The following is a 23,846-nucleotide window of genomic DNA, read 5'->3' as shown; positions in this document are numbered from 1 at the left end:
GCCATTCGGAGCAGTTTTTTATTCGACCGACAAAAAAAGCCCCAGTCGAGCTGGGACAATATCAATAAATAGCGGTTAGGAATCGTCAACGAAGGAGGATGACGGCTGCAACACTCGCCTCGCAAGGATGTCTCGCTGTGCACGGACGGCGGTATAGCATTCTACTAAACGCTGCGCACCATCGCAATAGCCTGGCTTGCGATTCCCTCACCACGGCCCGTAAAGCCGAGTTTCTCGGTTGTCGTGCCCTTAATGCCAATCTGCTTTACATCGAGGCTGAGCACGCGGGCGATATTCGTCTTCATTTGCTCCTTGTGCGGGTTCACCTTCGGGCGTTCGCACATCACAATGCTATCGATGTTGATGATTTCGTAGCCAGCCTTCTTGACTTCTTCGCCAACTTTGCGCAAGAGTTCCAAGCTATCGGCGCCCTTGAATGCCGGGTCCGTATCCGGGAAGTACGTGCCGATGTCGCCGAGGCCAGCAGCCCCGAGCAGAGCATCGCTAATCGCATGCAGCAAAACGTCTGCATCGCTATGACCGAGAAGGCCCTTTTCGTACGGGATGTCCACGCCACCGATAATGCACTTGCGGCCTTCCACCAGCTTGTGAACGTCAAAACCAATACCAGAACGATAAATTTTGTCCATAATAAATCCTTTTTTATCTACGCTCGGAAAAGTAGAAAAAACATCCCGGCAATTTAGCCAGGACGTTTTTAAACAATTGCAATAACCCATTAATCTTTAACACAACGAACAGAAACACCACCGTCTTTTTTTGTAGTCCAAAAATCAGCACTATCCCACATATCGCCTAGATGGACTAGATACGCATAGATAGCATCAGGCGATGTAGAACTCCAAAACACCGCACTTCCTCCAGCATAATTAAACCAGCTTTCGTATATTTTATAACCAACAGGCAATGCCGAAAAGCCAACGGCATCAAGGCAAGCATCGCAATTAGCCCAGCCCGTCTGCGATTTGAGATACTTGGCAGCAGTTTTTTTCCCACCCACATTCTCAAACAGTAGTTCCCACTCTTCGTACTTGGGCAAATGCCATCCTGATGGGCAAGCCCCCTGCACAATTTCGTCCCCAATATCGCAATATGCTCGTCCCTGGCCACATTTTTCGTACTCTTTAGCCACAGCAGCAGACCAACTGTAAAGGCGGCCGGCCACATCACAAACAGCCGTTTGATCACTTTCTTTTGTACCGAAGCACCAGCTATGTCCATTAAGTGTTGAATCACTTGCTTTATAGTAATTCAAGTTTTCGGCCATCCAGATCTGTTTCTTTTCACCTTCGCCGATTTCCACAATACTATACTTTTTTCCGTCGCGAGTATCAGTCATTTCACCATAGGATATTGCCGGATTAAAACGATATTTAGGAGGGACTTCCCAATTCCAGCCATCCGCTGGACTAAACCAACCATTTGCAGAACAGTAATACAGCTTTTCATTCTCATTTTTAACCGTTAAACCAATACGCTTGTTTGTACATGCATTATCCAAAGCCACATCCAAAGCACTCGCAAATTTCCATTCATTCAAATTTTCATCATACTTGTATTTATTTCCGCTTTCAGTCACAATCAAAAAATCACCATCAGCACCTTTTTTATTAAACCCATAAGCCTTTTCAAACTCCGAAGCCTCAACCCATGCACTATCCTTGCATATTAAGCGAACATTCGACCCAAACAAAGCGCTATGCTCATTTTTTACCTCAAGCATTTTGCCGTTGTTATTTGAATTACATTCACCCAATCCATAATTCGCATACCAAAAGTCTCGTACAATGTGTTCAAATTTTGGCACAAGCCCAACATTCCACTTTTCAACATTGCTACGAATCGCCTCAAGTCCGCCCATAAGATCTTTTTCTCGTGCGCAATCAGCAATCTTCGCCTTAGAGGTTTTATCATCCCAACTACCATCTGCCTCAAAATCATCAACAATATTGGTCAAATTTCCACTAAGACTATCTTCTCCTTGGCAAAGCATAAGTGCACTCATCGCCAGCAGTGCTGCATTTTCATTGTCCCTACCAAAAATATTCAAATCTTCAGAACTTGCAAATTTTTCCTTAATACCAAACGCTTCAAGAACTTCTGATTCAGCCTGTTTCTTCGCATCCGAAAAATTGATTCCCGATTTCACCAAATAAAGAACTCGCTTATATTCCAAATGCGTAAGTACATTTATATTCACCTTATTACGATTGGAAAGATCCGAAAGTCCATTCAATGAAATGGTTTTATTTGATCTCTTACCATCGAATTCATTATAGAAATAACCATTCACTTCAAAAAACGCATACTGAGTAGCCAACGTCACATTCGGAACTTTGAACGTCCCAGATGCAGTATACCAGTCTATGTTTTCTATGGAATCAATTATGCTATTATGAGTCAGAGCGTAATTACCATCTAGTTCGTAAATAGTTATCGTTGAACCGATTGCAAATGGTCCTTTTTGCGCAACACAGCTAAGGGATTTGTCCTTGATCGGAACAGCGCTAAACAAAACACTAGACGAACTGTTATGTTTTTGAACTACGCTACTAGAAGATCCAATCTCATTACTTGACGAAGACGTTTTTTTTTCAGCACCACTGGAACTAGCAAGGACACTGCTAGAAGAGGACTGTCTGACTTCATCCTTTTCTTCGCTAGAGGACGACTGCTCCTTTTTTTCACTCGAAGACGATTCACTCGCACTTTCGTCGATGTCAACCGACACCGAAGAACTATCATCGCAAGCAACGAAAGTGGCTGACACAATCATGCAAGTTGCCACCATCACAATCTTTTTAATCAAGTTCATACAAATATTCCTTTCAACAACCAAAATATAGATAATCTAACTTGAATTACGGGCAATACAGCCTCTTCATAGCTTCTGCAACTTCAGGGAAATCACGTTCGCCTACATGGTAATATTGCCCATTTTGGCAAAAAACAAATATTTTGCGCCCAAAGACATCGTTTTCAATTTTATAAGGTTCCGTACTATCAATTGGAAAAATTATTTCACCATAGCGTGTGCATAGAACAAACCGATCTTTAAAAAACTTTATTTCATTTACCCAATTTTTTGAATCGTAAAGCTCAAAAAATATTGTAGCAGGAATCGACAGAATCAATAATCCTACAACAATAAATTCTTTTTCAAAAGACAAAAGAATTAGAATGCCGAAAAATCCCAAAAAAAACGCGACAAAATAACACGCAAAAAAATAAGCTGTAAAAGCATTTTGTTTCCAGGACTTAGGCTTGTACGTGAGGCATTCTGCCTTTTCTTCGGCAGCCTTAATTTCAGGTTCCGGCAAAGCAACCTCATCCGGCTCAAGCGACTTCGAGTCCGCAAAATTCGGATTGTCCGCATAGCACCAAGGGCAACGAGGTTCCTTTTCATTGTAATTTTCACCGCACTTCGGACAAAACATTTTTAATGAATCCTATTCTTGCGGATAAAATACAAAAAAAACATCCCGGCTTTTTCATCCGGGACGTTTTTAAATGTTTTGAGATCCTTCGATTTCGGGCTTCGCCCTCCACTCAGGATGACACGTATGATTATCCAATCAAAGCCAATGCCGGGCGCACGCTAATCACGAGGAGCGAGATTGCGGCTACAGCCACAGCAAAGCGGAGCAGATAAACATAGGTTGCTTCGAACTGGCCACAGCACTTACCTTCACCACAGCAGCAATGAGTTGCACCTTCGTCCTTTTTCGGGGCAAAGAGCACGTAGGCAATGCGGAGGTAGTAAACCGCAGCCACCAAAGAAAGGCCAAAGCCAACAGCGGCAAGCCAGCCGAGATCAGCATTGAAGGCTTCGGTGAACAACGTGAACTTGGCAAGGAAACCTGCAACTGGCGGAAGGCCTGCGAGAGAAGCTAGGCACACGGCAACGCCAAGCGCCACGAACGGACGGCGGCGACCAGCGCCCTGGAGTTCATCGAGATTTTCCTTGTGATCTTCCCTGCCGGACATGTAAGCGATACCCGTCAAGGCACCTGCAGATGCAATCGCGTACGTGATGAGGAAGTAGAACATCGGGCCCATCTGGATTTCACCTTTGCCGAGGTAATTCGGGAGCAAGAGGCCGATCACAATAAAGCCAGCGTTCATCACGGCGGAGAAAGCCAAGATGCGACGCACAGACTTCTGAGCAAGGCCGCTAAAGGCGCCAATCACCATGGAAAGGAGCGCCACAATCAAGACCACGTAGAAGAGCGGCTTGGACGGATTTGCAATCGTCACCTTTTCAGCGAGGTTCCAAACAGCTTCGGCACCGGAGCGCGTCACGAGAACGCTGATCCAAACTGTACCGAGAGCGGCAAGAGCACCGACCTTCACGACAGCAGCCATAAAGCCCGTCACGGCAACAGAAGCGCCCGTATAGACGTCAGCCACCCAGAAGTGGAGCGGAGCAGCGCCAGCCTTGAAGAGGAGGCCCGCAATCACAAAGAGCATGCCCACGCCATAGATAGCTTCACGACCGTTAAGCACGTGACCGCAGAAATGCGTAGAGCCCGTTGCACCGTAAATCAGCGAAACACCGTAGAGGAAAATTGCACTGAAAACAGCACCCGAGACAAAGTACTTGAACACACCTTCGTTCGCATTGACGTCCTTGCGGCGGATGCCCACGAGAGCGTAAATCGGGAAGCTCGTGAGTTCCATGGCAATGAAGAGAGCAACAAAGTCAATGGCCTGCGTCATGAGCAACGCACCGCTTGTAGCAAGGAGCATTAAGCCATAAGCTTCACCACCCTTGAACTTTTCACGGCCAAGTGTCCACTGGAGACCGGAAATGCCGAGGAAAGCGCAGAGGAGAATGGCCATGCAAAGCACGCGGCGGATCGGATCCATTGCGTAGAGGTTCAAGAGTGTTTCGGTCTTGGCGTAGTACAAAGCGACAACGCCCAAAACGATAAAGAACGCAGAAACCCACGGAAGCACCTTGTGCTTGTTTTCGTCATCGAAGAACGGTTCGGCAGCGAGAGCCACCATGCCGCCCAAAACCACAAAAATAACCGGCAAGAGATAAACAAGATTACTTAGCATCGGAAGCCTCCTTTACAGAATTTTCAGATTTTGCAGCAGCTTCGGAGCCATTTTCACCCTTCATCTGGGCGATGATGGAAGCGCGTTCATCGTCCTTGAAGCCGGCGGCTGCAAGAGTCGAATCCAGCTGATGGATTTCTTCGGCAGTCATCGGAGCTTCGCCATTGTTGAGAGCGGCATCGTTAAGCACCTGAGCGGCAGCCGGGTCTTCCTTCGATTCAGCTTCCACAAGAGAATCCGTCACAAATGCCGGATGGAAACCGAACACGAGGAGGAGCAAAAGCATGATGCCAACCGAAGTTCCTTCGAGAAGCGTCGTGCGACGGCCATCATTGTATATGCGAGAAGGCTTACCGAAGATGACCTTCTGGATAAAGCGCAGCATGTAAGCGGCAGAAAGAATCAAGGTGAAACCTGCCACGAGTGCCGGGAGCGGGCCCATGTCCCACAAAGTGAGGAGCACGGAGAATTCACCGACAAAGCCAGCCGTTCCAGGAACAGCGAGAGCCATGACGCCAGCAAATCCAAACAGCGTACCGAACACCGGATTCGTAGAAGAAAGACCACCGAGCTTTTCGAGTTCACGCGTACCGGCCATGCGTTCTGCAATTCCCATGAGGAAGAACTGAGCGCCAGCAGAAATACCGTGAGCCACAAGCAACACCAACACTGCCGGGAGCATTGCTTCGGAGAGGCTAAACACGCCAGCCACAGCAAGGCCAAGGTGACCCATGGAGCTGAAAGCGAGGAGCTTTTTGCCATCCGTTGCGCGGAGAGCCATGAGCGCGCCATAGACCGCCGTGAAGAGGCCAAGCCACATCAAGCCCGAAACAGCATTCATCGAAAGCGGGAAAATCGGGAGGATCCAGACGATAAAGCCAAACACGCCAGCCTTACTCATTGCACCCGTGAGGATTGCAGAAAGCGGAGCCGGAGCTTCGGCGTAAGTAATCGCCTGCCAGCCGTGGAACGGGAAAATCGGGGTCTTCACGAGGAATGCCAAAAGGAAGCAAACGAGAAGCACATTCTGCGTAGCTTCCGGGAGGCTCTGGACTGCAACGGCAAGAGAGATAAGCGTCGAGTTATCAGCAACCGTCAAGAGATACCAGAGAGCAACCATCATCGGAGCAGAACCCACCAACGTGTAAATCGCAAACGTCATCGCCGCCTTCATTCTGTCCTTGCCACCGAAACCGGCAATCAGAATTGCAGCCGGAATCACCATGGCTTCGAAGAAGAAGAAGAAGAGAACCGCATCAGCAGCGAGGAAGGTGCCGTTCATGGCGCCCATCAACGAGAAGATGCCAATGGCGAAGTTGCGATAGCTTCTGCAAGTAATGTCACGAGCAGAAATCAAAGCCACGAGAGAAAGCCCGCAAGAAAGGAGAACCATCCAAGAGGCAAGTCCGTGACTCGTCAAGTAGTAGTAAACAGGTCCCTTGCATCCAGGGATACGGAACCATTCGATTTCTTCCGTCGAGACGCTACCTTGAGCAATGAGAGCGACAGACATAGCCGTAAAGCCAATACCCATCAAAATAGCAAGACGTGAAGAAGACTTGGAGTCATCCTTGGAGGTCATCACCATGAGGATGGCAGCAACGAACGGAGCGAGGACAAGGAGATGTAATAGCATTAGAAAGAACCTCCAGTCAAAAGAACAATAGCCACAAGAGCGACTAAGCCAAGAATGCTAAGGGCAATTTGGAGACGCACCTTGCGCACCTGGAAGGTCGCGGCACCGTCACCGAGAATCGTAGCGATAGCACCAATCGTCCACTGGGTCGCTGCAAGAATCTTATCCACGACCACATCGCAAATCCATGCAAGCACGTTGACCGGAATGATACCGATGTACTTGTGGATGGAATCGAACAGGAACGTCCATGTAGCCTTGCCACCTTCCGGAGCAGAAGAGCCCTTGGCAGCCGGGATACGAGCGTTAGCGTAGATCTTGTAAGCAATAAACATACCGAGCAAAGCGGCAACCGTACCGAGAGCGGCAAAGACAGCCGGGTTCAAGTGTGCGGTCACAGCCGGAGTGTTGTATGCCTGAGCGGCGCCCACAACCGGAGCGAGCGATTCGGCAAAGAACTTGATGCCAATAGAATCGGCCCAGAGGTAACCGGCAAACACGGCACCGAAAGCAAGAATCACCATCGGGATGAGCATGACAGCCGGAGCTTCGTGGATGTGTTCTTCACTTTCCTTGGAACCGCGGTAGCTACCGAAGAACGTAAGGATAATGAGACGACCCATGTAAACAGCGGTAATAACAGCGGTAATAAGGCCAACGACGTAAACAGCCTGACCCATCGTGCTGCTCATGAAAATCTTTTCGAGAATCAAGTCCTTGGACCAGAAACCAGAGAAGCCCGGGAAACCGACAATCGCGAGGAATGCGAAAATCATCACGCAGGCGGTCACCGGAGTCTTTCTGAGGAGGCCACCCATCTTACGCATATCCTGTTCACCGGCGAGAGCGTGGATTACGGCACCAGCACCGAGGAAGAGAGCCGCCTTGAAGAAGGCATGGGTAAACACGTGGAAGATAGAAGCGTCAAAGGCGCAAACACCAGAAGCCATGAACATGTAACCAAGCTGGCTAATGGTAGAGTAAGCGAGAACCTTCTTGATGTCGTTCTGGAAAAGACCTGCAACAGCAGCCCAGAAAGCCGTAAGCATACCGACAATCACGATAATGTCGAGCACCACCGGGAGGAGGGCGAACATGCTGCCGAGACGGGCAAGCAAATAAACGCCAGAGGTCACCATCGTTGCAGCATGGATCAAGGCAGAAACCGGAGTCGGACCCGCCATAGCATCCGGGAGCCAAGTCAGAAGCGGAATCTGAGCGGACTTACCCGTACAACCGATGAAGAACAGGATGCCAGCGATAGAAAGAACCGGAATGACCAATTCAACGTGGTTTCCACTAATAACCATGCTGATGAAGTTCGAAAGCACATCGTAATTGAGGATGGCAGAGCCGCCAATCGTCACGAGGCAGAGCATACCGAGCAAGAAGCCGATATCGCCCACGCGGTTCACGATGAAAGCCTTGTTTGCAGCCTTGCAGTTCTTAATGTCCTTGTTCCAGAAACCGATGAGGAGGTAAGAGCAGAGGCCGACACCTTCCCAACCGAGGAATGTGAGGAGCAAGTTGTCCGAGAGCACGAGCACGATCATGCTGAACAAGAAGAGGTTGATGTAGGCGAAGTAACGGGCAAAGCCGCGGTCGCCATGCATGTAACCGATCGAGTAGAGAGCAATGAGAGAGCCGATGCCCGTCACAAACAGAAGCATGATGCGGGAAAGACCATCGTAAAGGAATCCGATATCCACGCGGAACATCGGGATGTCAATCCAGTTGCAGAGCGTTTCACGAACGCCACCTTCGGGCATGTTGAGCGCGAGCAAGGCAACACCACCAAAGGAGAGTGCCGGGAAGAGCACGGCGAGCGTTCCAACGAAACCTTCTGCAGGGCCCTTCTTGCTACCCGAAGAAATAACGGCAATAGCACCGAGAATAATGCATCCCAACAGCGGGAAGAGAGGTATCAAACCAAGAGAAATCATTGCTTATTACCCCTTCATGTTAGAATACGTGTCGGCGTCAACGCTTTCACGGTTGCGGAAAATGAGGATGACCATAGCAAGGCCGACGCAAGCTTCGGCAGCGGCGACTGCAATGGAGAACAGCGGAACAACCTGGCCCACAATGCTCAAATCGTTAGGCAAAGTCTTTGCAAAACCCACGAACGAGAGGTTCACGGCATTCAGGGCAAGTTCAACGCCCATCAGCACAAAGAACACATTGCGGCGGGAAACCGCGACGATAAGGCCGATGGCAAAAATAACCAGGGCCAAAATCTGTACGTACATAGCTTGGAGTTCCATTAGTGTTTACCCTCCGTTTTTTCGGAATCCACGGAACCAAGGCGCTTCTTAGCGAGAAGCACTGCGGCACCCATGGCAGAAAGCAGAAGAACTCCGAGAACTTCGAACAACACGAAGTAACCCGGGCCCGTCTGAGCTACATCAAAAAGAGTCTTAGAAGTGATTGCCACAGAACCGCGGATCGTCGCTGCATCGAATGCAATCGGAGAGCGGACAAGGGCAAAGCCCACGAGACCAGCAAGCACGATGACAGCAGGAATCACAAAGAGCGAAACCTTGTCAAACATCGGCGTGTGGGAATCGCGAGCACCGTTCAGCACCATAATCACGAACGTAAGAAGCATCATGATGGCACCGGCATAGACCATGATCTGGACCACGCCGAGGAACGGGCTTCCGAGAAGGCCGTAGATACCGGCAAGAGACACCATCGAGACGACCAACGAGAGGGCGCCATAAAGCGGGTGCCTAGAGAGGAGCACGCATACGGCACTGCCGACTGCGATTACTGCGAGGACAATGAAATAAATCAATGCAAGCATTATTTGACCTCCATGCCCCAGACCTTGCGGGCCTCGGCATTCTTTGTACCGCCCGGAGCCATCTGGCTCTGTTCGTCATTCGGGTAATCCTTCGGATCCCAGTTGGTGAGATCGTAAAGGTGTGCCACGAAATCTTCGCGGGAACGGTGTTCGAAAATGATTTGCTTTGTATCCATGCGAAGAGCATCGACCGGGCAAGCTTCTGCGCAAAGACCGCAGAACACGCAAGTCAAATGGTCGATATCGAAACGCATCACACGCTTTTCGATACGCGGGTCATCGCTCTGCGTTGCTTCGATGAAAATGCAGTGGGCAGGGCAAGCCGCAGCGCACATGCCGCAGGCAACGCAGCGAGGCGTACCATCCGGGCGAAGCATCAAGCGGTGCTTGGCGCGGTAGGTATTGCGGACTTCCGGCTGACCTTCCGGGTAAGAAATCGTCGGAAGCGTTTCGTAACGGAACAAGCCGCGAGCCGCATGCTTAAGAGTAGTCCACAGACCGCGAATCGCCTCGAAAATGTAAAGGCGTTCGATGACGGTCATCGGTTTTTGCTTAATAACGCGCATTAGTTACCCCCTAAAAGTTTTGCAATGACCGCAGTCACCACGAGGTTGATGAGGGCGATATTCAAGATAATCTTCCAGCCGAGGTGCATCACGTGGTCATAGCGGAAGCGCGGGAGCGTCCAGCGGACCCAAATCCAGACCCAGCAGAAGATGAGGCTCTTTGCCACAAGGACGAGCAAGTGGATGAGTGCCGTACCGACAGCCGTTGCAAGGCCACCGACAGCCATGCCATCGACCACGAAGTTTTCAGGATTGTAGAACAACCAAGCGGCAACACCGAGAGCAATAAATACGAGAGTTGCAACCCAAGCTACAATCTTGTAGAGCTTGTATTCCTTGAGGACTTCGAAGCGATGCGTAAGGTTTGTAGCCTTGAGCTTGCGGGAATAGCGGTAAATCATGTGGAGGAATGCAAGCGCGATGAAAGCGAGCACGCCACAGAGAACAGCAAGAGAACCGCCCATGTGTTCCTGCAATGTTTCGGTCGTCACGAACGGAACGGCATAACCGCCAAGGAACAGCGTGGCAATGAGGAAGCTGTTGATGCAGATGTGCGAGTATTCGCCCATGTAGAAGAGACCGAACTGCATAGCGCCATATTCGGTGTGGTAACCGGCGACGAGTTCAGGTTCACCTTCGGCAACGTCGAACGGAGCACGGCCCGTTTCAGCAATGCTTGCAATGAGGAAGCAGAAGAAAGCCACCGGCTGAGCAACGATACCCCACACGTGATTTTCCTGCCACTGCACAATGTCCGTGAGGTTGAAGGAACCGGCGAGGAGCAAAATGCCCATGAGCGAAAGTCCGAGGCAGACTTCGTAGCTGATGGTCATGGAACTCGTACGGAGAGCGCCAAGGAAGCTGTACTTAGACTTGGAAGCCCAACCAGCGAGCATGGCACCGTAAGCCGAGATGGAGGAGAAGCCGAACAGCAAGAGCACGCCCACATCGGAATCGATGATGGAACCTGCAATGCTAACCGTTTCGCCACCCCAATCGAAAATCATCGGTCCGAACCAAGGAATCACGCACGGGGAAAGGAACACGATGGCAAACGGAATTGCAGGCGCCACGTAGTACAAGAGCTTGTTCACACCAGCGGGCGCAAACATTTCCTTGAAGAAGAGCTTCGTACCGTCGCACATGTTCTGCACGTAACCGAGCAAGCGGATCTTTCCAAAGTACGGGATCTTGATGTAGGAGCGGTTCGGGCCCTGACGGTCTTGCATAAAGCCAGCGCCACGACGTTCCATCGGGATTAAAAGAAGGATGTAAAGGACCGGCACGAAGCAGAAACCGAATTTTGCAATCGTGATGACCCATTCAATCCAGGTTTTGGATTCAATAATATCCATTATGCGTTACCTCCCAGGAGCTTTCCTGTGCTCTTGATGGCATCATAGGTAATGTCGGCGAAAGCCGGCACGTATTCACGAGCCTTCTTGAAAGCTTCGCAAGCCGAATTGAACTTGTTTCCGGCGAGTGCAGAAATCACTTCGTAAGCCGGGGCAAGCGTTTCGTCCGGGCAAGTCGGAGCCGCAGAGAGCTTCTGCAAGATGTTGAGGCTGTTGACCATCGTACCCTGGACTTCGCTCCAGTGGCGGATACCGAAAGCAATCTTGGCCTTCTTGGCGGTAGCGTCATCGAAAGCAGAAAGAGCAATGCGGTTCGAAATCTTGTCGAGAGCCTTGGCTGCAGCAGCGTCTTCACCGTAGAGGTCAGCGTTCACCGTGATGAGGTTGCTGAATTCGCCTGCGCGTTTGAGGAGTTCCGCAACGTCTGCAAAGCCCATGAGCTGCATGCCTGCGCGGTTTGCCACCGGGTCACCGCTCTTAGCGATACCGTCCGGAGCGCCCACCTTGAGGAGGGAACCACCGAAGAGTTCAGCGCGGTCACCGAGAGCTTCCTTGAGCATCTTGAGAGCAGCGAGGTCTTCGTTCGTGCAGGAGCCACCAGCCACCAAGGCAACCTTGCCTCCGCTAATCTGGAGAGCGGAAGCGTCGATTGATGGCAAGCGGTTCTTGTCGAACTGCTGGAAAGCGAGACGGCTCGTGTTGGAGAGCCAGCTGCGGTTCACTTCCGGGTTGCAACGCGGCATCACGCGGTAGATGCGGCCATCGGCATGATCAAGCCAAATGTTTGCACCGAGGGAGTCGTCCATCGAAATCGTCGGCGTATGGGCAAGGAGCCAAACGCGCTTCTGGAAGCGGAAGTACTTTGCCGTCATGGCGCCCGTCGGGCATACGTCCGTAACGCAGAGGTCGTATTCGTGGTCGAGCTTTTCGCCCGGGAAGGTAGTAATGTAAGTATGGTCGGCACGGCCAGCAAGCTGGAGCTGTTCGTCTTTGGCGATGCTACGCATAAAGCGTACGCAACGGTCGCACTGCACGCAACGTTCTTCGTCGAGCAAAATGCGCGGACCGATGTCCACATGCTTACCGCCACGGAGCTGGCCCTTCGCATCAATGAACTGATGTTCCGGATTGCCGTGGTAGTTCTTGCCGTATTCCGGACGGAGGCGGCCTTCGTTCTGGCCTGCTTCCATGTAGTTTTCCTGCAAGGTGCATTCACCAGCTTTGTCGCAAATCGGGCAATCGAGCGGGTGGTTCACCAGCATGAATTCCTGTGTGGCCTTGCGGGCGTTCTTCACGCGGGCGCTTGATGCCGGAGTATAAATCTTCATACCCGGAGTCACAGGAGTATAGCACGAAATCACGAGCATGCGACCGCGCGGGCCTTCCTGCTCTACCAGGCACTGACGGCAGTTACCCGACACCGGCAAATACGGATGATAACATACGTGAGGAGTTTCAATCCCGACAGCCTTCAAAGCTTCGAGGAGGTTGGTATCGCCAGGAACCATCACGGCCTTGTCATCCACGAAGATTTCCACCTTCGGGCTTGCTTCGGTCGGGAGTTTCGGCATATTGTAGTAGTTACTCATATTATTACCAGAAAATTCCAGGACGACTTGTTTCTTGAATACGCGGTTTTGCGTGTTCGGGGTTCTTAGCGATATATTCGTCAAAGTCCGCACGGAACTTTGCAGTGTAGCTCGAAACCGGGCCACCCAAAGAAATGGAGAGCGGGCAAATCGTCACGCCACCAAATCCGCTAGAAAGGCTCTGCATGAGTTCCACATCGCCATCGTGACCATTACCGGCCACCATCTGGTTCAAGATGCGGTGCAAGAGGCCTGTACCTTCACGGCACGGCGTGCACTGGCCGCAAGATTCATGGCTGTAGAAGTTGCCGAGGCAATTCAAAAGGTCAACCATGTTGTGCGTATCGTTAATCACGATCATAGCGCCAGAACCAAACATCGTCTTCATCGAGGCGAGGCATTCATAGTCCATCGTGGCGACAGCAGCTTCTTCTGCCGTCAAGGGAGCGCAAGAGGAACCGCCCGGAAGCACAGCCTTGAGCTTACCCCCAACAACGCCACCGGCGTAATCGTTAATCATAGTCATCATCGGAGTGCCGAGAGGAGCTTCATACACGCCCGGATTTTTGACGTCACCGGAAATGCAGAACACCTTCGTACCGCCGGCGCGCGGAGTACCCATCTTGGCGTATTCGCTCGGATCGTGCTGCAAAATCCACGGAAGCGACATGATCGTTTCGACGTTGTTCACGCAGGTCGGGGACTTCCAAGCACCGCAAACAGCCGGGAACGGCGGCTTCAGGCGCGGCTGACCCTTCTGGCCTTCGAGAGAGTTGATAAGAGCAGTTTCTTCACCGCAAATGTAGGCGCCAGCACCGCGATGCACAAAGATATCAAAGCTGAACTTCGTGCCGCAAATGTTTTCGCCGAGGTAACCGGCAGCGTATGCCTGGTTCAAAGCCTTGTTCAAGGCTTCGATGCACGGGAGGAATTCGCCACGGCAGTAAATGTAGGCTGCGCGGGAACCGAGAGCCCAAGCGGCAATGATAAGGCCTTCGATCAAGCGGTGCGGATCTTCGAGCATGAGGAAGTGGTCCTTGAACGTACCGCCTTCGCCTTCGTCAGCGTTTACGACAATGTAAACCGGCTTGCCCGTACCACGCGGCACAAAGCTCCACTTCATGCCAGTCGGGAAGCCTGCACCACCACGACCGCGGAGGTTAGAACGTTGCACGTAATCGATGAGCTCGAACTGGCTCATGTTGAACAAACGTTCCGAAATGTTAGCGTAGCCGCCCAACTTCTTATAGACTTCGATGTCCTGGGCGCCCTTGCCAAAGTTCTGCGTACAAACTTTTACACATTCAGCCATAATTAAACCGCCTTTTGTTCCGGTGCGGGCTTCTGCGTCGTAACCGCAACAGCCGAGGGTTTAGCAACACGTTCACCGGAGGTCGCAATCATACGGTATTCGTCGCCGACCTTGCCAGAAGCATCGACAAAGCTCTTGTCCTTAACGCCCGGCTCGCCCACAGCGACCCAAGATGCACCGTTCTTCTTTTCAACAACAAGCTTCGTGAATTCCGGAGCGCCCTTCCAAGTAAGGGTTGCGCCCGTTTCGTCCGCTTCGGCCTTGACGTTCAAAACCGGAGAAGGAGGTGCATAGTCAGCCACCTGCGGCTTTGCAATTGCACCCGGTGCGCCCGGATGTCCGCAGTGACCCTTTACCGTTCCACCAAGCACATCGTGCTTCGGGATGTTGTCTTCATGAGCATAGCACCACTTGAGAATGCGGTCGATGCTGTCGGTCGTAAGCTTTGTGCCCGGCTTCATCGTGAGCACGTCGCCATCGGCGTCCGTTGCAAAGTCGTCGTTCACGAGCATCATCGGGCCATTGCCGCAGCTACCCAGGCATTCCACCTGGAGAATCGTGAAGAGACCATCCGGAGTCGTTTCGCCGGTCTTGATGTTCAAAGCATGCTCCACATACGCGATAAGGCTCGGAGCGCCCTTGATGGTGCAGCTGATGTTACGGCAGAACTGCAACAAGAACTTGCCCTTCGGAGCGTGGTTGTACATCGTGTAGAACGTAGCAACGCCAAGAGCATGAGCCGGAGCGCAACCGCAAACGCCTGCGGCCCAGCGGATACCTTCGCGCGGAACCCAACCGAACACGCCCTGCACAAGCCAGAGCACTTCGAGGAGAGCGGCCTGACCTACCGGATAACGGCTAAGGAGGTCGGCGCAACGTTCCTTGATTTCGGGAGTGTTGAGCTTGGCAAGCACTTCAGCCGTAGGAGGCTGCGGCACAGGCTTGTTCACATAACCAAACGTCTGACCCGGATCCGGGAGAGCGTCGATCGGCTGTGCCGGACGGTCGAACTTCAAATGATTGTTCGAAACAAATTGGACAGCACCAGTAATATGTTCTCTCATCGGTCAAGTTCTCCAGCAATAATGTTGAGACCCGAAAGCACGGCCATGGAGTCAGCCAAGAGGCCGCCTTCGACGAGTTCATGGAATGCAGCAAACTGCGTAAGGCAAGGCGGACGCACCTTGATGCGGTACGGATGGCCAGAGCCGTCAGAAATAATCGTGAAACCAAGTTCACCGTTAGCACATTCGGAACCGCAGTAGTATTCGCCTTCCGGCACGCGGATGCCTTCGTAAACGCTCTTGAAGCGACCGATAAGGCCTTCCATGTCCTGGTAAGCGAGCTTGTGAGATGGCACGCGGATACGCGGATCAACGATATCGACCGGGCCCGGAGCAAGGCGTTTGAGAGCCTGGCGCACAATCTTTACAGATTCTTCAATTTCGGCCAAGCGAACTTGCAAACGGTCGTTGCAGTCGCCCTGAGTGCCGACCACGACTTCCCAGTCGTAGGTTTCATAATCGTAATACGGTTCATCCTTGCGGAGGTCTGCGGCAACGCCAGAGGCGCGGAGGCACGGGCCAGTCCAGCCGTAGCTGATAGCCTTTTCAGCAGAAATCTTGCCGATACCCACCGTACGATCGAGGAAGATGCGGTTGCGGTCTAAGCAAGCGTGCAAATCCTTCAAAGCCTTTTCGGTAGAATTGAGGGCAGCGAGAACATCTTGTTCAAAACCTTCGTAACTATCGCGAGAAAGGCCGCCAATGCGAGCAAAGCTGTTCGTAAGGCGAGCACCCGTGAGCTTTTCCCAGATGCACATGATTTCTTCACGCGGGTTGAAGGCGTACATGAACGGAGTCGTACCGCCCAAGTCCTGGAACGCAGCAGCAACGCACACAAAGTGGTCGTTGATACGGGAAAGTTCGTTCACGATCACGCGGAGGACCTTGGAACGTTCCGGGATTTCAACACCGAACATATTTTCAACTGCACGGCAGAACGCAATGTTGTTCATGATTGCAGAGCAGTAGTTCAAGCGGTCCGTGTACGGAACAACTTGCTGCCATGTACCGCGTTCGACCATCTTTTCGAACCCGCGGTGGAGGTAGCCGATTTCTTCCACAGAGGCGACGATGGTTTCACCATCCATAGCCGCCAAGAAGCGCAAGCAACCGTGAGTCGCCGGGTGGCTAGGCCCAACGTTCAAGGGCATCAAATTCAGCTTTTCGCCATTCGGATCTAATACGATCATTCCTTGATACTCCCTTCCAAAAATTCGTTGTCGTTCGTTTCCACTTCCTTACTGCGCTGGACGACCTTGTAACCAAGTTCTTCAAGGCGCTGTTCCAACTGCGGAAGCAGGTAATCGTTCGTCGAGAGCCACTGGCGCTTCTGGGCAGGGTAATCCTTGCGGAGCGGATGGCCAACAAATTCAACATGGTTCAACAAGCGGCGGAGGTCCGGATGACCCTTGAACACAATACCGTACTGGTCAAAAACTTCACGTTCGTACCAGTTGGCGTTCGCATAAAGGTCGCTAATCGTCGGAACCTTCAAGTCTTCTTCGGACACCAGCACCTTCAGACGGATGCGGCTCACCGGCTTGGACATGCTCTTGAATGCGTAAGCAACAGCAAAACGCGGGCCTTCGTGATTCGGGTAAGTCAGGTAATCGATACCGGCAATATCTACGAGCATTTCGAACTTGATGCCGGATTCTTCCTTGAGGAACTGGACTGCGTTATGCAGATAGGAGGCCGAAATAACAGCGGTCACGCCCCACTTGTCCTGCACTTCGCGTTTCGCGCCATATCTTTCTTCAAGGATGGCGAAGATTTCTTCAACAGTCATTCTTCTACTCCTTCCAGAATTGGGCTTTCTTCACGAGGTTCTGTTCTTTTTCCTTCATGAAGTCCTTGATGTCCACGACCTTGTCGTGAATAGCGGTCTTGGCTTCGCACTTTGCTTCGGCAGTCTTCACCTTAATCATTTCAAGCTGTTCCTTGACACGTTCAACGCGCTGCTTCATGAAAGATTCATCCTTGATCTTCTTCTGCAAGTCAAACATGGCATCGAAGAAAGCTTCCGGACGAGGAGGGCAACCACCGATATAGACATCCACCGGAATAATGTGGTCGATACCGGGCACCGTGCAGTAGCAGTCATAAAAACCGCCAGAGCTAGCGCATGCGCCCATGGCAATCACCCAGCGGGGTTCAGCCATCTGTTCGTAAATGCGCTTTAAAATCGGAGCCTGCTTGTAAGTAATCGTACCTGCAACAAGCAGCACATCGGACTGACGCGGCGTAAAACGCACGTATTCAGAACCGATACGTGAAAGGTCATAACGACCCACTTCCGTACTCATGAATTCGATTGCACAACAAGCCGTACCGTAAGGGAACGGCCACAAGGAGTTAGTTCGCCCCCAGTTGACCAAAAAGTCAAGCGAGGACGTAATGATATTCGGCTTTTCTGCCTCATTACCCATAGGAGTTACCTCATAAATTTCGCGCCTAAAGATAGAAATTTAATAGTAGGAAGTAGGAAGTAGGAAGTAAGAAGTAGGCAATAGGAGGTAGACAGCAGGAAGTAGGAAGTAGGACAAATGCGTAGGTCGAGAGTCGCGGCCAAACTTGTTTGGACATGACCGAGACCAGCATTTGGGACTTGAGCGAAGCGAAAGGCCAAAGAAGGGGGTCGTAGGAAGTAGACAGTAGGAAGTGGTTAGTAAACAGTGGTTGGTGGTTAGGGGGGGGGGAAGCCTCCCCCTCGCAAAAGCCTCGTCTTTTGCTACCCCTTCGAGCGGGCTTCAGACGCCAGCCCGCAACGCCCGGCTTTATCGTAATAAAAAAGTAAGAAGTCGTCAAGCGAACATTCATCACATTCTGGAGATGTATCAAAAAAATGTTCTCACCATAGTTCTCATAATTACTATATTAGACATGTGGAAAATTATATAGACATTTATCAATTTACGCACTTCCGCAAGTACTTGGAAGAATACCAGGCGGCACGAGTCCAGTCCGACCCGGAATTCACCCGTACCGGGATTTGCAATATGCTCGGACTCCCCAAGACGCGCAGTTACTTCGCCGATGTTCTCAGAGGAAAAAAGGTCAGCCCCCGCATGACCGCGAAATTCATCGAAGTCTTGGGACTCAATAAAAAAGCCGCAAAATACTTCGAAACCATGGTCAAGCTCGACCAGGCAAAGACCGAATCGGCCCGCAGTTCTGCCATGGAAGAGCTATTGCACCTGCACCCGAACCCGCAGCATATTCTCGATTCAAACACTTACGAATATTATAATCACTGGTACCATAGCGCAATGTTTGCTATTCTTGATGCTATGGACGTTACAGATGACTTGACCCCCGTGCAAAAGAGAATCTTCCCGAAAATTCCACTAGGGAAGCTCAAGGACTCGCTTGCTCTTTTGGAAAAGTTAGGCCTCGCCCGCAAGAACGAAGCGGGTTTTTGGAAGCCGACCAAGGAATCCATTTCCAGCGGTCCGTACAACAACGCCGAACTCATCAAGCAATACCAGTTGCAATGTTTTGAACTTTCCAAGCAGGCTCTCATCACGCGCCCCAAGATGCCGACCGTCATGAGTACGCTCACATTCAGTATTTCGAACAACGCCTACAAGAAACTTGAATCCGAACTTCAGGAATTTAAGTCCAAGGCAAGACGAATCATCAGCGAGGACAACGAAAAGGCAAGCGGAGTTTACCAGATGAACCTCCACCTGTTCTCTAACCTCGATCCGGAGGTTAAGGCATGATGCTATTTAAAACTCTAAAACATGCAGGGATTGCAGCCCTCGCTACAACGCTATTTACGGCTTGCTCCGACGAAAATCACGCCGGCGTCCTCACGGAAACTGAATCCGGGACAACGATTGCAAGCATCGTCAGGGACGAAAACGGAAATCCGGTCACAAGCGCAAAGGTAAGCCTCATCTCGGCGACACACGTTGCCGCTCGCATGGCGCCTATCAAAACGACCGAGACAGACGAAGAAGGCCGGTACACCCTCGATAGCATTTCTGCAGGCGAATACGCTTTGCAAATCAGCAACACTGAACATACGCAGTCAGCTTACCTGACCCTTTCCATCGAAGAAAACAAGACGGAAGTGCAGACGCTTACGCTCCCCGAAGCAAGACTCGAAAAGAACGCAAGCCTAGAACTCGGGTTAAGCACTTACGGACTCAGTTCAGGCGATTCACTTTGCATCACGGGAACGCTCAACTGCGCCGGAGTAGGCGACACGGATGTCAACGCAGGGATTGTGACCCTCAATGAAATTCCTCCAATGGAATTTACGAAGATTACGCTCATCAGAGGCGCAGGCCGCGATACCTCGACAAGAGACGTCAAGTGGGACTTTGTTCCTGGCGAAAAATTGGAAATCATACCGGGTTATGTAACAGTCAAAGTTACGCAAGAAGCCATGTCTGCAGCCTCGAGATTAAGCTCTGCAAAAACGCTGGATTCCATGATTGTCCCGGTTTCTGTTACAACAGACCACAAGAATCCCGTCCTTGTTAGCGACAAGGGCGATACACTCGCTCTCTATAAGTTCGAAAACGACCAAAGCGATTCGAAATACCTGACAGTTATCCCAAACATCGGTATCGGAACATACAAATTCAAAGTTGCCTCCAGTGATGCGATTTCCCCGTCCATGCAAATTCAAAAAGCCTATGCAGAAACAACACCCGGCATGACCATCGTCAACAACCAAAGCTGGGAAGCTTTTGGCAGCATTCTTGGCATCAGTTTCTGGATAAACAAAGACAGCTTATCCAGTGCTAAAGATTCCATTTACATAGACACTCGTAAAAAAAGCGATGTCGCCTTCAGTATAAAAGCTGGACACAAATCAGATGAGCTTTGTGCCGAATTTTACAAGAGGGATTCCACGGGTTCCAAAGATACCATTAGCTACTACACACGGAAGGACACGTCCTGCCACAAAGTCCTGGACGGGGAACGCCACCACTTTTCAATATTCATCCAGAACCATCATGTCGTTATCGTAATAGATGGCAGACTCGCCGACAACAAAGACTTCAGCGACCAATTCCAATCGATTCCTCCCATAGCATTAGGGAATCACAAACTCGAAGACCTCGTTATCTATACGCTCGGTGATTCCATCACGCAAAGCAGCGATGGTTGGGAGCGCCTGCATGCTTGGCTCAGCGCGTTCTACATGTTGCAAAAGTAAAACAGACGAGAGACAAAAGAACGCCACGGAAGCGGCTACAGACGAAAGATGTCATCCCGGCCACCGAGCCGGGATCTCTTTTTTAACGCCCCTAGAAACTACGAACTCATAAATTTATATATTAAACTCTATGAAAATTCTCGTTCACGATAGAGGCTTATGCCTAGAATGTGCAGGATGTGTCGGCGTGTGTCCCCAGATGGCGCTAGATATGTATGGACTCGACTTGCAAATTGATCAAGAAAAATGTGTCAAATGTGGACTCTGTGCAAAAGCGTGTCCCGTAGGCGCCCTCAAGCTTCAGGAGTTGAACGATGTTCTGTAATCAGGAATACGATGTCGTAGTCATTGGTGCCGGCCCCGGCGGAAGCGTTGCCGCCAGAAATCTTTCCCGTGCAGGGCACAAGGTACTCCTCCTCGAAAAGCGTGAGAAGGTCGGCATTCCCGTGCGCTGCGGCGAAGCAAGCACCAAGCTCGCCGATTTGCAAACTTACGGCCCTATCGATGACAGTTGCATCGAAACAATCATCAATGGACTTTATATTTACGGACCGAACGGCGTGAACATTGACCTCGCGCAAAAAGGCACGGGCATCATGCTCAACCGCGAAAAGTTCGACCCGTGGCTCGCCCACCTCGCCGAAAACGACGGCGTAGAACTCGTCAAGCTCGCCCGCGCTGAATTTGTCGGTGATGTAGAAAATGGAATGCGCCTTGTCCGCGTGAAGCTCGGCGATGGAGCAGGCGACACCACCGAAGAAGTCCGCGCCAAGATGGTCATCGCCGCAGATGGCGTTGAAAGCCGCATCGGAAGGCAACTCGGGCTCGATTGCTTACAAAAGCCGGCATTCACTTGCACGGGCGTTGACATCCAAGTTCAAGGAATTCTGACCAAGCCGGATTACCTTACGTTCTGGCAAGGCCATGACTTTATCAATGACGGGTACATCTGGAGTTTCCCGAAAGTCAAGTCCAACGTCACGAACTTCGGCGCCGGATTCCTGATTTCTGGCAAGCACAGCCAAAACGTTTTGGACACCACAATGGAATGGCTTTACAAGCTGTTCCCAGGTTCAAAAATCAACCACGTTGTGGGCGGCGCCATCCCAGTTTCAAGCGTCTTGAAAGATTACACGCTCGACCGCTTTGCCCTCGTGGGCGATGCCGCGCACCACACGAACCCACTTACCGGAGGCGGCATCGCGGCCGCCATGCGCGCCGGACGGTTCTGTGCCCAGACCGTCCACGAAGGTTTCGAATGCGGCAACTTGAGCAAGGCATTCCTCAAAGCTTATGAAAAGCGCTGCTACGATTACTTTGGTCGCATGCATGACTTCGAGTACAAATTCCGCAGATTTTTGCTCAACGTCAACAAGCCAGACCAAACGGAACTCTACAAGGTTCTGCAGAACTTCGCAAAGCACGGCTGCAAAAAGCGCGCCTTCTTGCAAACGCCACTCTCCTCCGCGAAAATGCTTTACAAGTTCTTGAAGTTCAAATAACAACCCATCTTCTATAAACACAAAAAGGAGTTCCTCAAAGGAACTCCCTTTTATTTAAAAGGGATCACCCCCTTATCCAAGACTATTTTTTATAGAGACAACATCAGCCTCTGAAAGACCTGTTACAATCCGAACTTTTTCCACAGAATCGCCCAATTGCAACAAAGTTCGGGCCATTTCACGAGCCTTTGCCTCAGCACCTTCAGCCAATCCTGCAGCATGACCTTCAGCGCGGCCCTCTGCACGACCTTCTGCGCGGCCTTCTTCCAAACCTTCCTTACGAGCATGTTTTTTTTCTACATAAAGTTCATATTGACGGTCGCTCATTGCCATAGCCTCATTAACAAGAAACTCTTCTGTAAAGATACTCAATTCTGCTTTTTTCTGCAATAGAGCAAACATAGAATCCTCAGGAACCGAAATAGCCATTTCGTTGTTGAGCCCATCAATTACACGGAGCCACTGAGCCAAAAGGCTTTGGTCAGACGGATAGCCAACCTTAAGAAACTTCGGAATTTCTACAAGAGTAACCGTCTGCTTTTTAAAGAATTCCTCGTTATCTTGATTCCTGAGGCGGATGCTATGCCGATAATTCTTGGAATTAGGGAATCCATCGAACATCTGCAAACTGATAAGGTTCAGGTCACGCAACCAGTAGCTATCGCCTCTTGGCTTACTTGCAATAGTATGCTTTGCCGTATAAAACACCAACCGATCGCTGAAAGTTTCATCCTCGACATGTTGAACTTCCAAAACAATGCGTTCCAGATGCCGGTTTTCAACAACAACATCCGAAGTGATAGTCTTGACAAAAGCTCCATCTACCGCAGGGTTTACAAAAGTGAGATTGTCGATGCAATCATCCCCATCTAATTTGAGAATTGCATTCAAGAAATCCGCAGTCATCTTCATATTCTCAGGATTTCCAAAAAGCAACTTGAAGATAGAATCATTGTAGATGTAAGCGTATTTATACTTTGCACGAAATTCCATAATGCACTTGTGAATGTCACCACCCGCTTTATGAACTTCGCTGATAGTACGGAGCATCTCTGCATACTGTTCTTTTTTCATAAAAAAGACCTTCGCCATTTTAAATGGCATAAAAACCGTTCGGGAATGTGTAAAAATACTGCAATATCCAAGCAATAAAATTCAAACACTACCGAACACGGCAGTTAACGTTTTGTTGAATTTTAAAGCCAACTTTTTTCTCTAAAAGTTGGGATATGTATCGCAGTGTATTCCGCATGGGTTTTCCAAGGCAGGGATAGTCAAGCTATCGCTTCCGTCAATACCGGACCTACAACTACGAGAAGGAATGAACCCGCCCGTGGATGCCTACGCCTCGGTCGGCAGGATTTTCTCGTCGTAATATGGAATATATAAAAGAACAAAAAGAAAGTCAATATGGCAAATGTTTGGGAAATTACAAACAAAAAAATCCCGCAGATTTCTCTACGGGAAAAAGTCACAGGTTACAGGTTGTAGGTTATAGGTTTTAGGAATAAAGAATCATTCGCTTTGCGAATCTATACAGAGTGGCGAAGCCACGATTATTCACCTAAACCCTAACCCCTATTACCTAATACCTACTACAGATCCACCACTTCAGTCCAGCCGAACGGATCTTCAGCTTCACCAAACTGGATTGCAGTGTACTTCGTGAAGAGTTCCGTGCAAACCGGGCCCGGATTCTTGCCGTCACCGTAGGTGAATTCCTTGCCGGCAACCGGATCCACAATCTTCTTGATC

The 23,846-nt window shown here is 50.5% G+C and carries 21 protein-coding genes; 4 read left to right on the top strand and 17 right to left on the bottom strand.

Annotated elements, in window-relative coordinates:
• Positions 1-164: 164 nt before the first annotated feature.
• The 16 genes from ispF to HUF13_RS04205 all read right to left on the bottom strand — a co-directional run bounded on the left by ispF (position 165) and on the right by HUF13_RS04205 (position 17,842).
• Positions 165-650, bottom strand: a complete 486-nt coding sequence (gene ispF / locus HUF13_RS04280; protein ID WP_304038802.1) for a 2-C-methyl-D-erythritol 2,4-cyclodiphosphate synthase — start codon at positions 648-650, stop codon at positions 165-167.
• Positions 651-739: 89 nt separating this feature from the next.
• Positions 740-2,836 (bottom strand): FISUMP domain-containing protein, encoded by a 2,097-nt coding sequence (locus tag HUF13_RS04275; protein ID WP_173473970.1) that lies wholly within the window; start codon positions 2,834-2,836, stop codon positions 740-742.
• A 46-nt stretch (positions 2,837-2,882) separates the two neighbouring features.
• Positions 2,883-3,341: a hypothetical protein gene (locus HUF13_RS04270; RefSeq protein ID WP_173473969.1), complete on the bottom strand. Its 459-nt coding sequence runs from the start codon at positions 3,339-3,341 to the stop codon at positions 2,883-2,885.
• Positions 3,342-3,588: 247 nt separating this feature from the next.
• Positions 3,589-5,085: an NADH-quinone oxidoreductase subunit N gene (locus HUF13_RS04265; RefSeq protein ID WP_173473968.1), complete on the bottom strand. Its 1,497-nt coding sequence runs from the start codon at positions 5,083-5,085 to the stop codon at positions 3,589-3,591.
• The gene (locus HUF13_RS04260) at positions 5,075-6,721 is read right to left on the bottom strand and encodes a NuoM family protein (protein ID WP_173473967.1); all 1,647 of its coding nucleotides are present in this window, start codon (positions 6,719-6,721) and stop codon (positions 5,075-5,077) included. Before HUF13_RS04260 ends, HUF13_RS04265 begins: the two co-directional genes overlap by 11 nt.
• Positions 6,721-8,664: an NADH-quinone oxidoreductase subunit L gene (gene nuoL, locus HUF13_RS04255; RefSeq protein ID WP_173473966.1), complete on the bottom strand. Its 1,944-nt coding sequence runs from the start codon at positions 8,662-8,664 to the stop codon at positions 6,721-6,723. Before nuoL ends, HUF13_RS04260 begins: the two co-directional genes overlap by 1 nt.
• A 6-nt stretch (positions 8,665-8,670) precedes the next feature.
• Positions 8,671-8,985 (bottom strand): NADH-quinone oxidoreductase subunit NuoK, encoded by a 315-nt coding sequence (nuoK, locus tag HUF13_RS04250; RefSeq protein ID WP_173473965.1) that lies wholly within the window; start codon positions 8,983-8,985, stop codon positions 8,671-8,673.
• Positions 8,985-9,527 (bottom strand): NADH-quinone oxidoreductase subunit J, encoded by a 543-nt coding sequence (locus HUF13_RS04245; RefSeq protein ID WP_173473964.1) that lies wholly within the window; start codon positions 9,525-9,527, stop codon positions 8,985-8,987. Before HUF13_RS04245 ends, nuoK begins: the two co-directional genes overlap by 1 nt.
• A complete protein-coding gene (locus HUF13_RS04240) occupies positions 9,527-10,093 on the bottom strand; it encodes an NADH-quinone oxidoreductase subunit I (RefSeq protein WP_173473963.1) in 567 nt (188 codons plus the stop codon). Before HUF13_RS04240 ends, HUF13_RS04245 begins: the two co-directional genes overlap by 1 nt.
• Positions 10,093-11,448 (bottom strand): complex I subunit 1 family protein, encoded by a 1,356-nt coding sequence (locus HUF13_RS04235; protein WP_173473962.1) that lies wholly within the window; start codon positions 11,446-11,448, stop codon positions 10,093-10,095. The genes HUF13_RS04240 and HUF13_RS04235 overlap by 1 nt, the downstream gene beginning before the upstream one ends.
• Positions 11,448-13,037, bottom strand: a complete 1,590-nt coding sequence (locus HUF13_RS04230) for a 2Fe-2S iron-sulfur cluster-binding protein (protein WP_173473961.1) — start codon at positions 13,035-13,037, stop codon at positions 11,448-11,450. Before HUF13_RS04230 ends, HUF13_RS04235 begins: the two co-directional genes overlap by 1 nt.
• Before the next feature lie 4 nt (positions 13,038-13,041).
• Complete coding sequence (gene nuoF, locus HUF13_RS04225; protein ID WP_173473960.1) at positions 13,042-14,349, bottom strand: NADH-quinone oxidoreductase subunit NuoF; 1,308 nt, start codon at positions 14,347-14,349, stop codon at positions 13,042-13,044.
• A gap of 2 nt (positions 14,350-14,351) precedes the next feature.
• On the bottom strand, positions 14,352-15,413 hold the full coding sequence (locus HUF13_RS04220) for an NAD(P)H-dependent oxidoreductase subunit E (RefSeq protein ID WP_173473959.1): 1,062 nt from the start codon (positions 15,411-15,413) through the stop codon (positions 14,352-14,354).
• The gene (locus HUF13_RS04215; RefSeq protein ID WP_173473958.1) at positions 15,410-16,603 is read right to left on the bottom strand and encodes an NADH-quinone oxidoreductase subunit D; all 1,194 of its coding nucleotides are present in this window, start codon (positions 16,601-16,603) and stop codon (positions 15,410-15,412) included. Before HUF13_RS04215 ends, HUF13_RS04220 begins: the two co-directional genes overlap by 4 nt.
• The gene (locus tag HUF13_RS04210) at positions 16,600-17,202 is read right to left on the bottom strand and encodes an NADH-quinone oxidoreductase subunit C (RefSeq protein WP_173473957.1); all 603 of its coding nucleotides are present in this window, start codon (positions 17,200-17,202) and stop codon (positions 16,600-16,602) included. The genes HUF13_RS04215 and HUF13_RS04210 overlap by 4 nt, the downstream gene beginning before the upstream one ends.
• Before the next feature lie 4 nt (positions 17,203-17,206).
• Positions 17,207-17,842, bottom strand: a complete 636-nt coding sequence (locus HUF13_RS04205) for an NADH-quinone oxidoreductase subunit B (protein ID WP_173473956.1) — start codon at positions 17,840-17,842, stop codon at positions 17,207-17,209.
• A 456-nt stretch (positions 17,843-18,298) separates the two neighbouring features.
• On the opposite strand from HUF13_RS04205, the gene HUF13_RS04200 reads away from it, so the two are divergent.
• The 4 genes from HUF13_RS04200 to HUF13_RS04185 all read left to right on the top strand — a co-directional run bounded on the left by HUF13_RS04200 (position 18,299) and on the right by HUF13_RS04185 (position 22,091).
• A complete protein-coding gene (locus HUF13_RS04200) occupies positions 18,299-19,138 on the top strand; it encodes a TIGR02147 family protein (protein ID WP_173473955.1) in 840 nt (279 codons plus the stop codon).
• Positions 19,135-20,589 (top strand): carboxypeptidase-like regulatory domain-containing protein, encoded by a 1,455-nt coding sequence (locus tag HUF13_RS04195; protein ID WP_173473954.1) that lies wholly within the window; start codon positions 19,135-19,137, stop codon positions 20,587-20,589. The genes HUF13_RS04200 and HUF13_RS04195 overlap by 4 nt, the downstream gene beginning before the upstream one ends.
• Positions 20,590-20,719: 130 nt before the next feature.
• A complete protein-coding gene (locus tag HUF13_RS04190; protein WP_173473953.1) occupies positions 20,720-20,914 on the top strand; it encodes a 4Fe-4S binding protein in 195 nt (64 codons plus the stop codon).
• Positions 20,904-22,091 carry an NAD(P)/FAD-dependent oxidoreductase gene (locus HUF13_RS04185; RefSeq protein WP_173473952.1) on the top strand — a complete coding sequence of 396 codons (1,188 nt, stop codon included), beginning with the start codon at positions 20,904-20,906 and terminating at the stop codon, positions 22,089-22,091. Before HUF13_RS04190 ends, HUF13_RS04185 begins: the two co-directional genes overlap by 11 nt.
• A 72-nt stretch (positions 22,092-22,163) precedes the next feature.
• On the opposite strand, the gene HUF13_RS04180 is transcribed toward HUF13_RS04185, so the two are convergent.
• Positions 22,164-23,165 carry an Rpn family recombination-promoting nuclease/putative transposase gene (locus tag HUF13_RS04180; protein ID WP_173473951.1) on the bottom strand — a complete coding sequence of 334 codons (1,002 nt, stop codon included), beginning with the start codon at positions 23,163-23,165 and terminating at the stop codon, positions 22,164-22,166.
• Between the last annotated feature and the right edge of the window lie 681 nt (positions 23,166-23,846).

Source organism: Fibrobacter succinogenes (genome assembly GCF_902779965.1).
In the GTDB taxonomy this organism is placed as follows: domain Bacteria; phylum Fibrobacterota; class Fibrobacteria; order Fibrobacterales; family Fibrobacteraceae; genus Fibrobacter; species Fibrobacter succinogenes_F.
The sequence above is the reverse complement of the archived record's forward strand: the minus strand, read 5'-3'. Positions and strand labels throughout refer to the sequence as shown.

Coding starts and splice junctions, on each gene's coding strand:
- HUF13_RS04205 (WP_173473956.1), bottom strand. CDS start 17,842: ATGGGTAATGAGGCAGAAAAGCCGAATATCATTACGTCCTCGCTTGAC.
- HUF13_RS04260 (WP_173473967.1), bottom strand. CDS start 6,721: ATGCTATTACATCTCCTTGTCCTCGCTCCGTTCGTTGCTGCCATCCTC.
- HUF13_RS04240 (WP_173473963.1), bottom strand. CDS start 10,093: ATGCGCGTTATTAAGCAAAAACCGATGACCGTCATCGAACGCCTTTAC.
- HUF13_RS04245 (WP_173473964.1), bottom strand. CDS start 9,527: ATGCTTGCATTGATTTATTTCATTGTCCTCGCAGTAATCGCAGTCGGC.
- HUF13_RS04185 (WP_173473952.1), top strand. CDS start 20,904: ATGTTCTGTAATCAGGAATACGATGTCGTAGTCATTGGTGCCGGCCCC.
- HUF13_RS04190 (WP_173473953.1), top strand. CDS start 20,720: ATGAAAATTCTCGTTCACGATAGAGGCTTATGCCTAGAATGTGCAGGA.
- HUF13_RS04235 (WP_173473962.1), bottom strand. CDS start 11,448: ATGGATATTATTGAATCCAAAACCTGGATTGAATGGGTCATCACGATT.
- HUF13_RS04180 (WP_173473951.1), bottom strand. CDS start 23,165: ATGAAAAAAGAACAGTATGCAGAGATGCTCCGTACTATCAGCGAAGTT.
- HUF13_RS04220 (WP_173473959.1), bottom strand. CDS start 15,413: ATGAGAGAACATATTACTGGTGCTGTCCAATTTGTTTCGAACAATCAT.
- HUF13_RS04215 (WP_173473958.1), bottom strand. CDS start 16,603: ATGATCGTATTAGATCCGAATGGCGAAAAGCTGAATTTGATGCCCTTG.
- nuoK (WP_173473965.1), bottom strand. CDS start 8,985: ATGGAACTCCAAGCTATGTACGTACAGATTTTGGCCCTGGTTATTTTT.
- ispF (WP_304038802.1), bottom strand. CDS start 650: ATGGACAAAATTTATCGTTCTGGTATTGGTTTTGACGTTCACAAGCTG.
- nuoL (WP_173473966.1), bottom strand. CDS start 8,664: ATGATTTCTCTTGGTTTGATACCTCTCTTCCCGCTGTTGGGATGCATT.
- HUF13_RS04265 (WP_173473968.1), bottom strand. CDS start 5,085: ATGCTAAGTAATCTTGTTTATCTCTTGCCGGTTATTTTTGTGGTTTTG.
- HUF13_RS04195 (WP_173473954.1), top strand. CDS start 19,135: ATGATGCTATTTAAAACTCTAAAACATGCAGGGATTGCAGCCCTCGCT.
- HUF13_RS04275 (WP_173473970.1), bottom strand. CDS start 2,836: ATGAACTTGATTAAAAAGATTGTGATGGTGGCAACTTGCATGATTGTG.
- HUF13_RS04210 (WP_173473957.1), bottom strand. CDS start 17,202: ATGACTGTTGAAGAAATCTTCGCCATCCTTGAAGAAAGATATGGCGCG.
- nuoF (WP_173473960.1), bottom strand. CDS start 14,349: ATGGCTGAATGTGTAAAAGTTTGTACGCAGAACTTTGGCAAGGGCGCC.
- HUF13_RS04230 (WP_173473961.1), bottom strand. CDS start 13,037: ATGAGTAACTACTACAATATGCCGAAACTCCCGACCGAAGCAAGCCCG.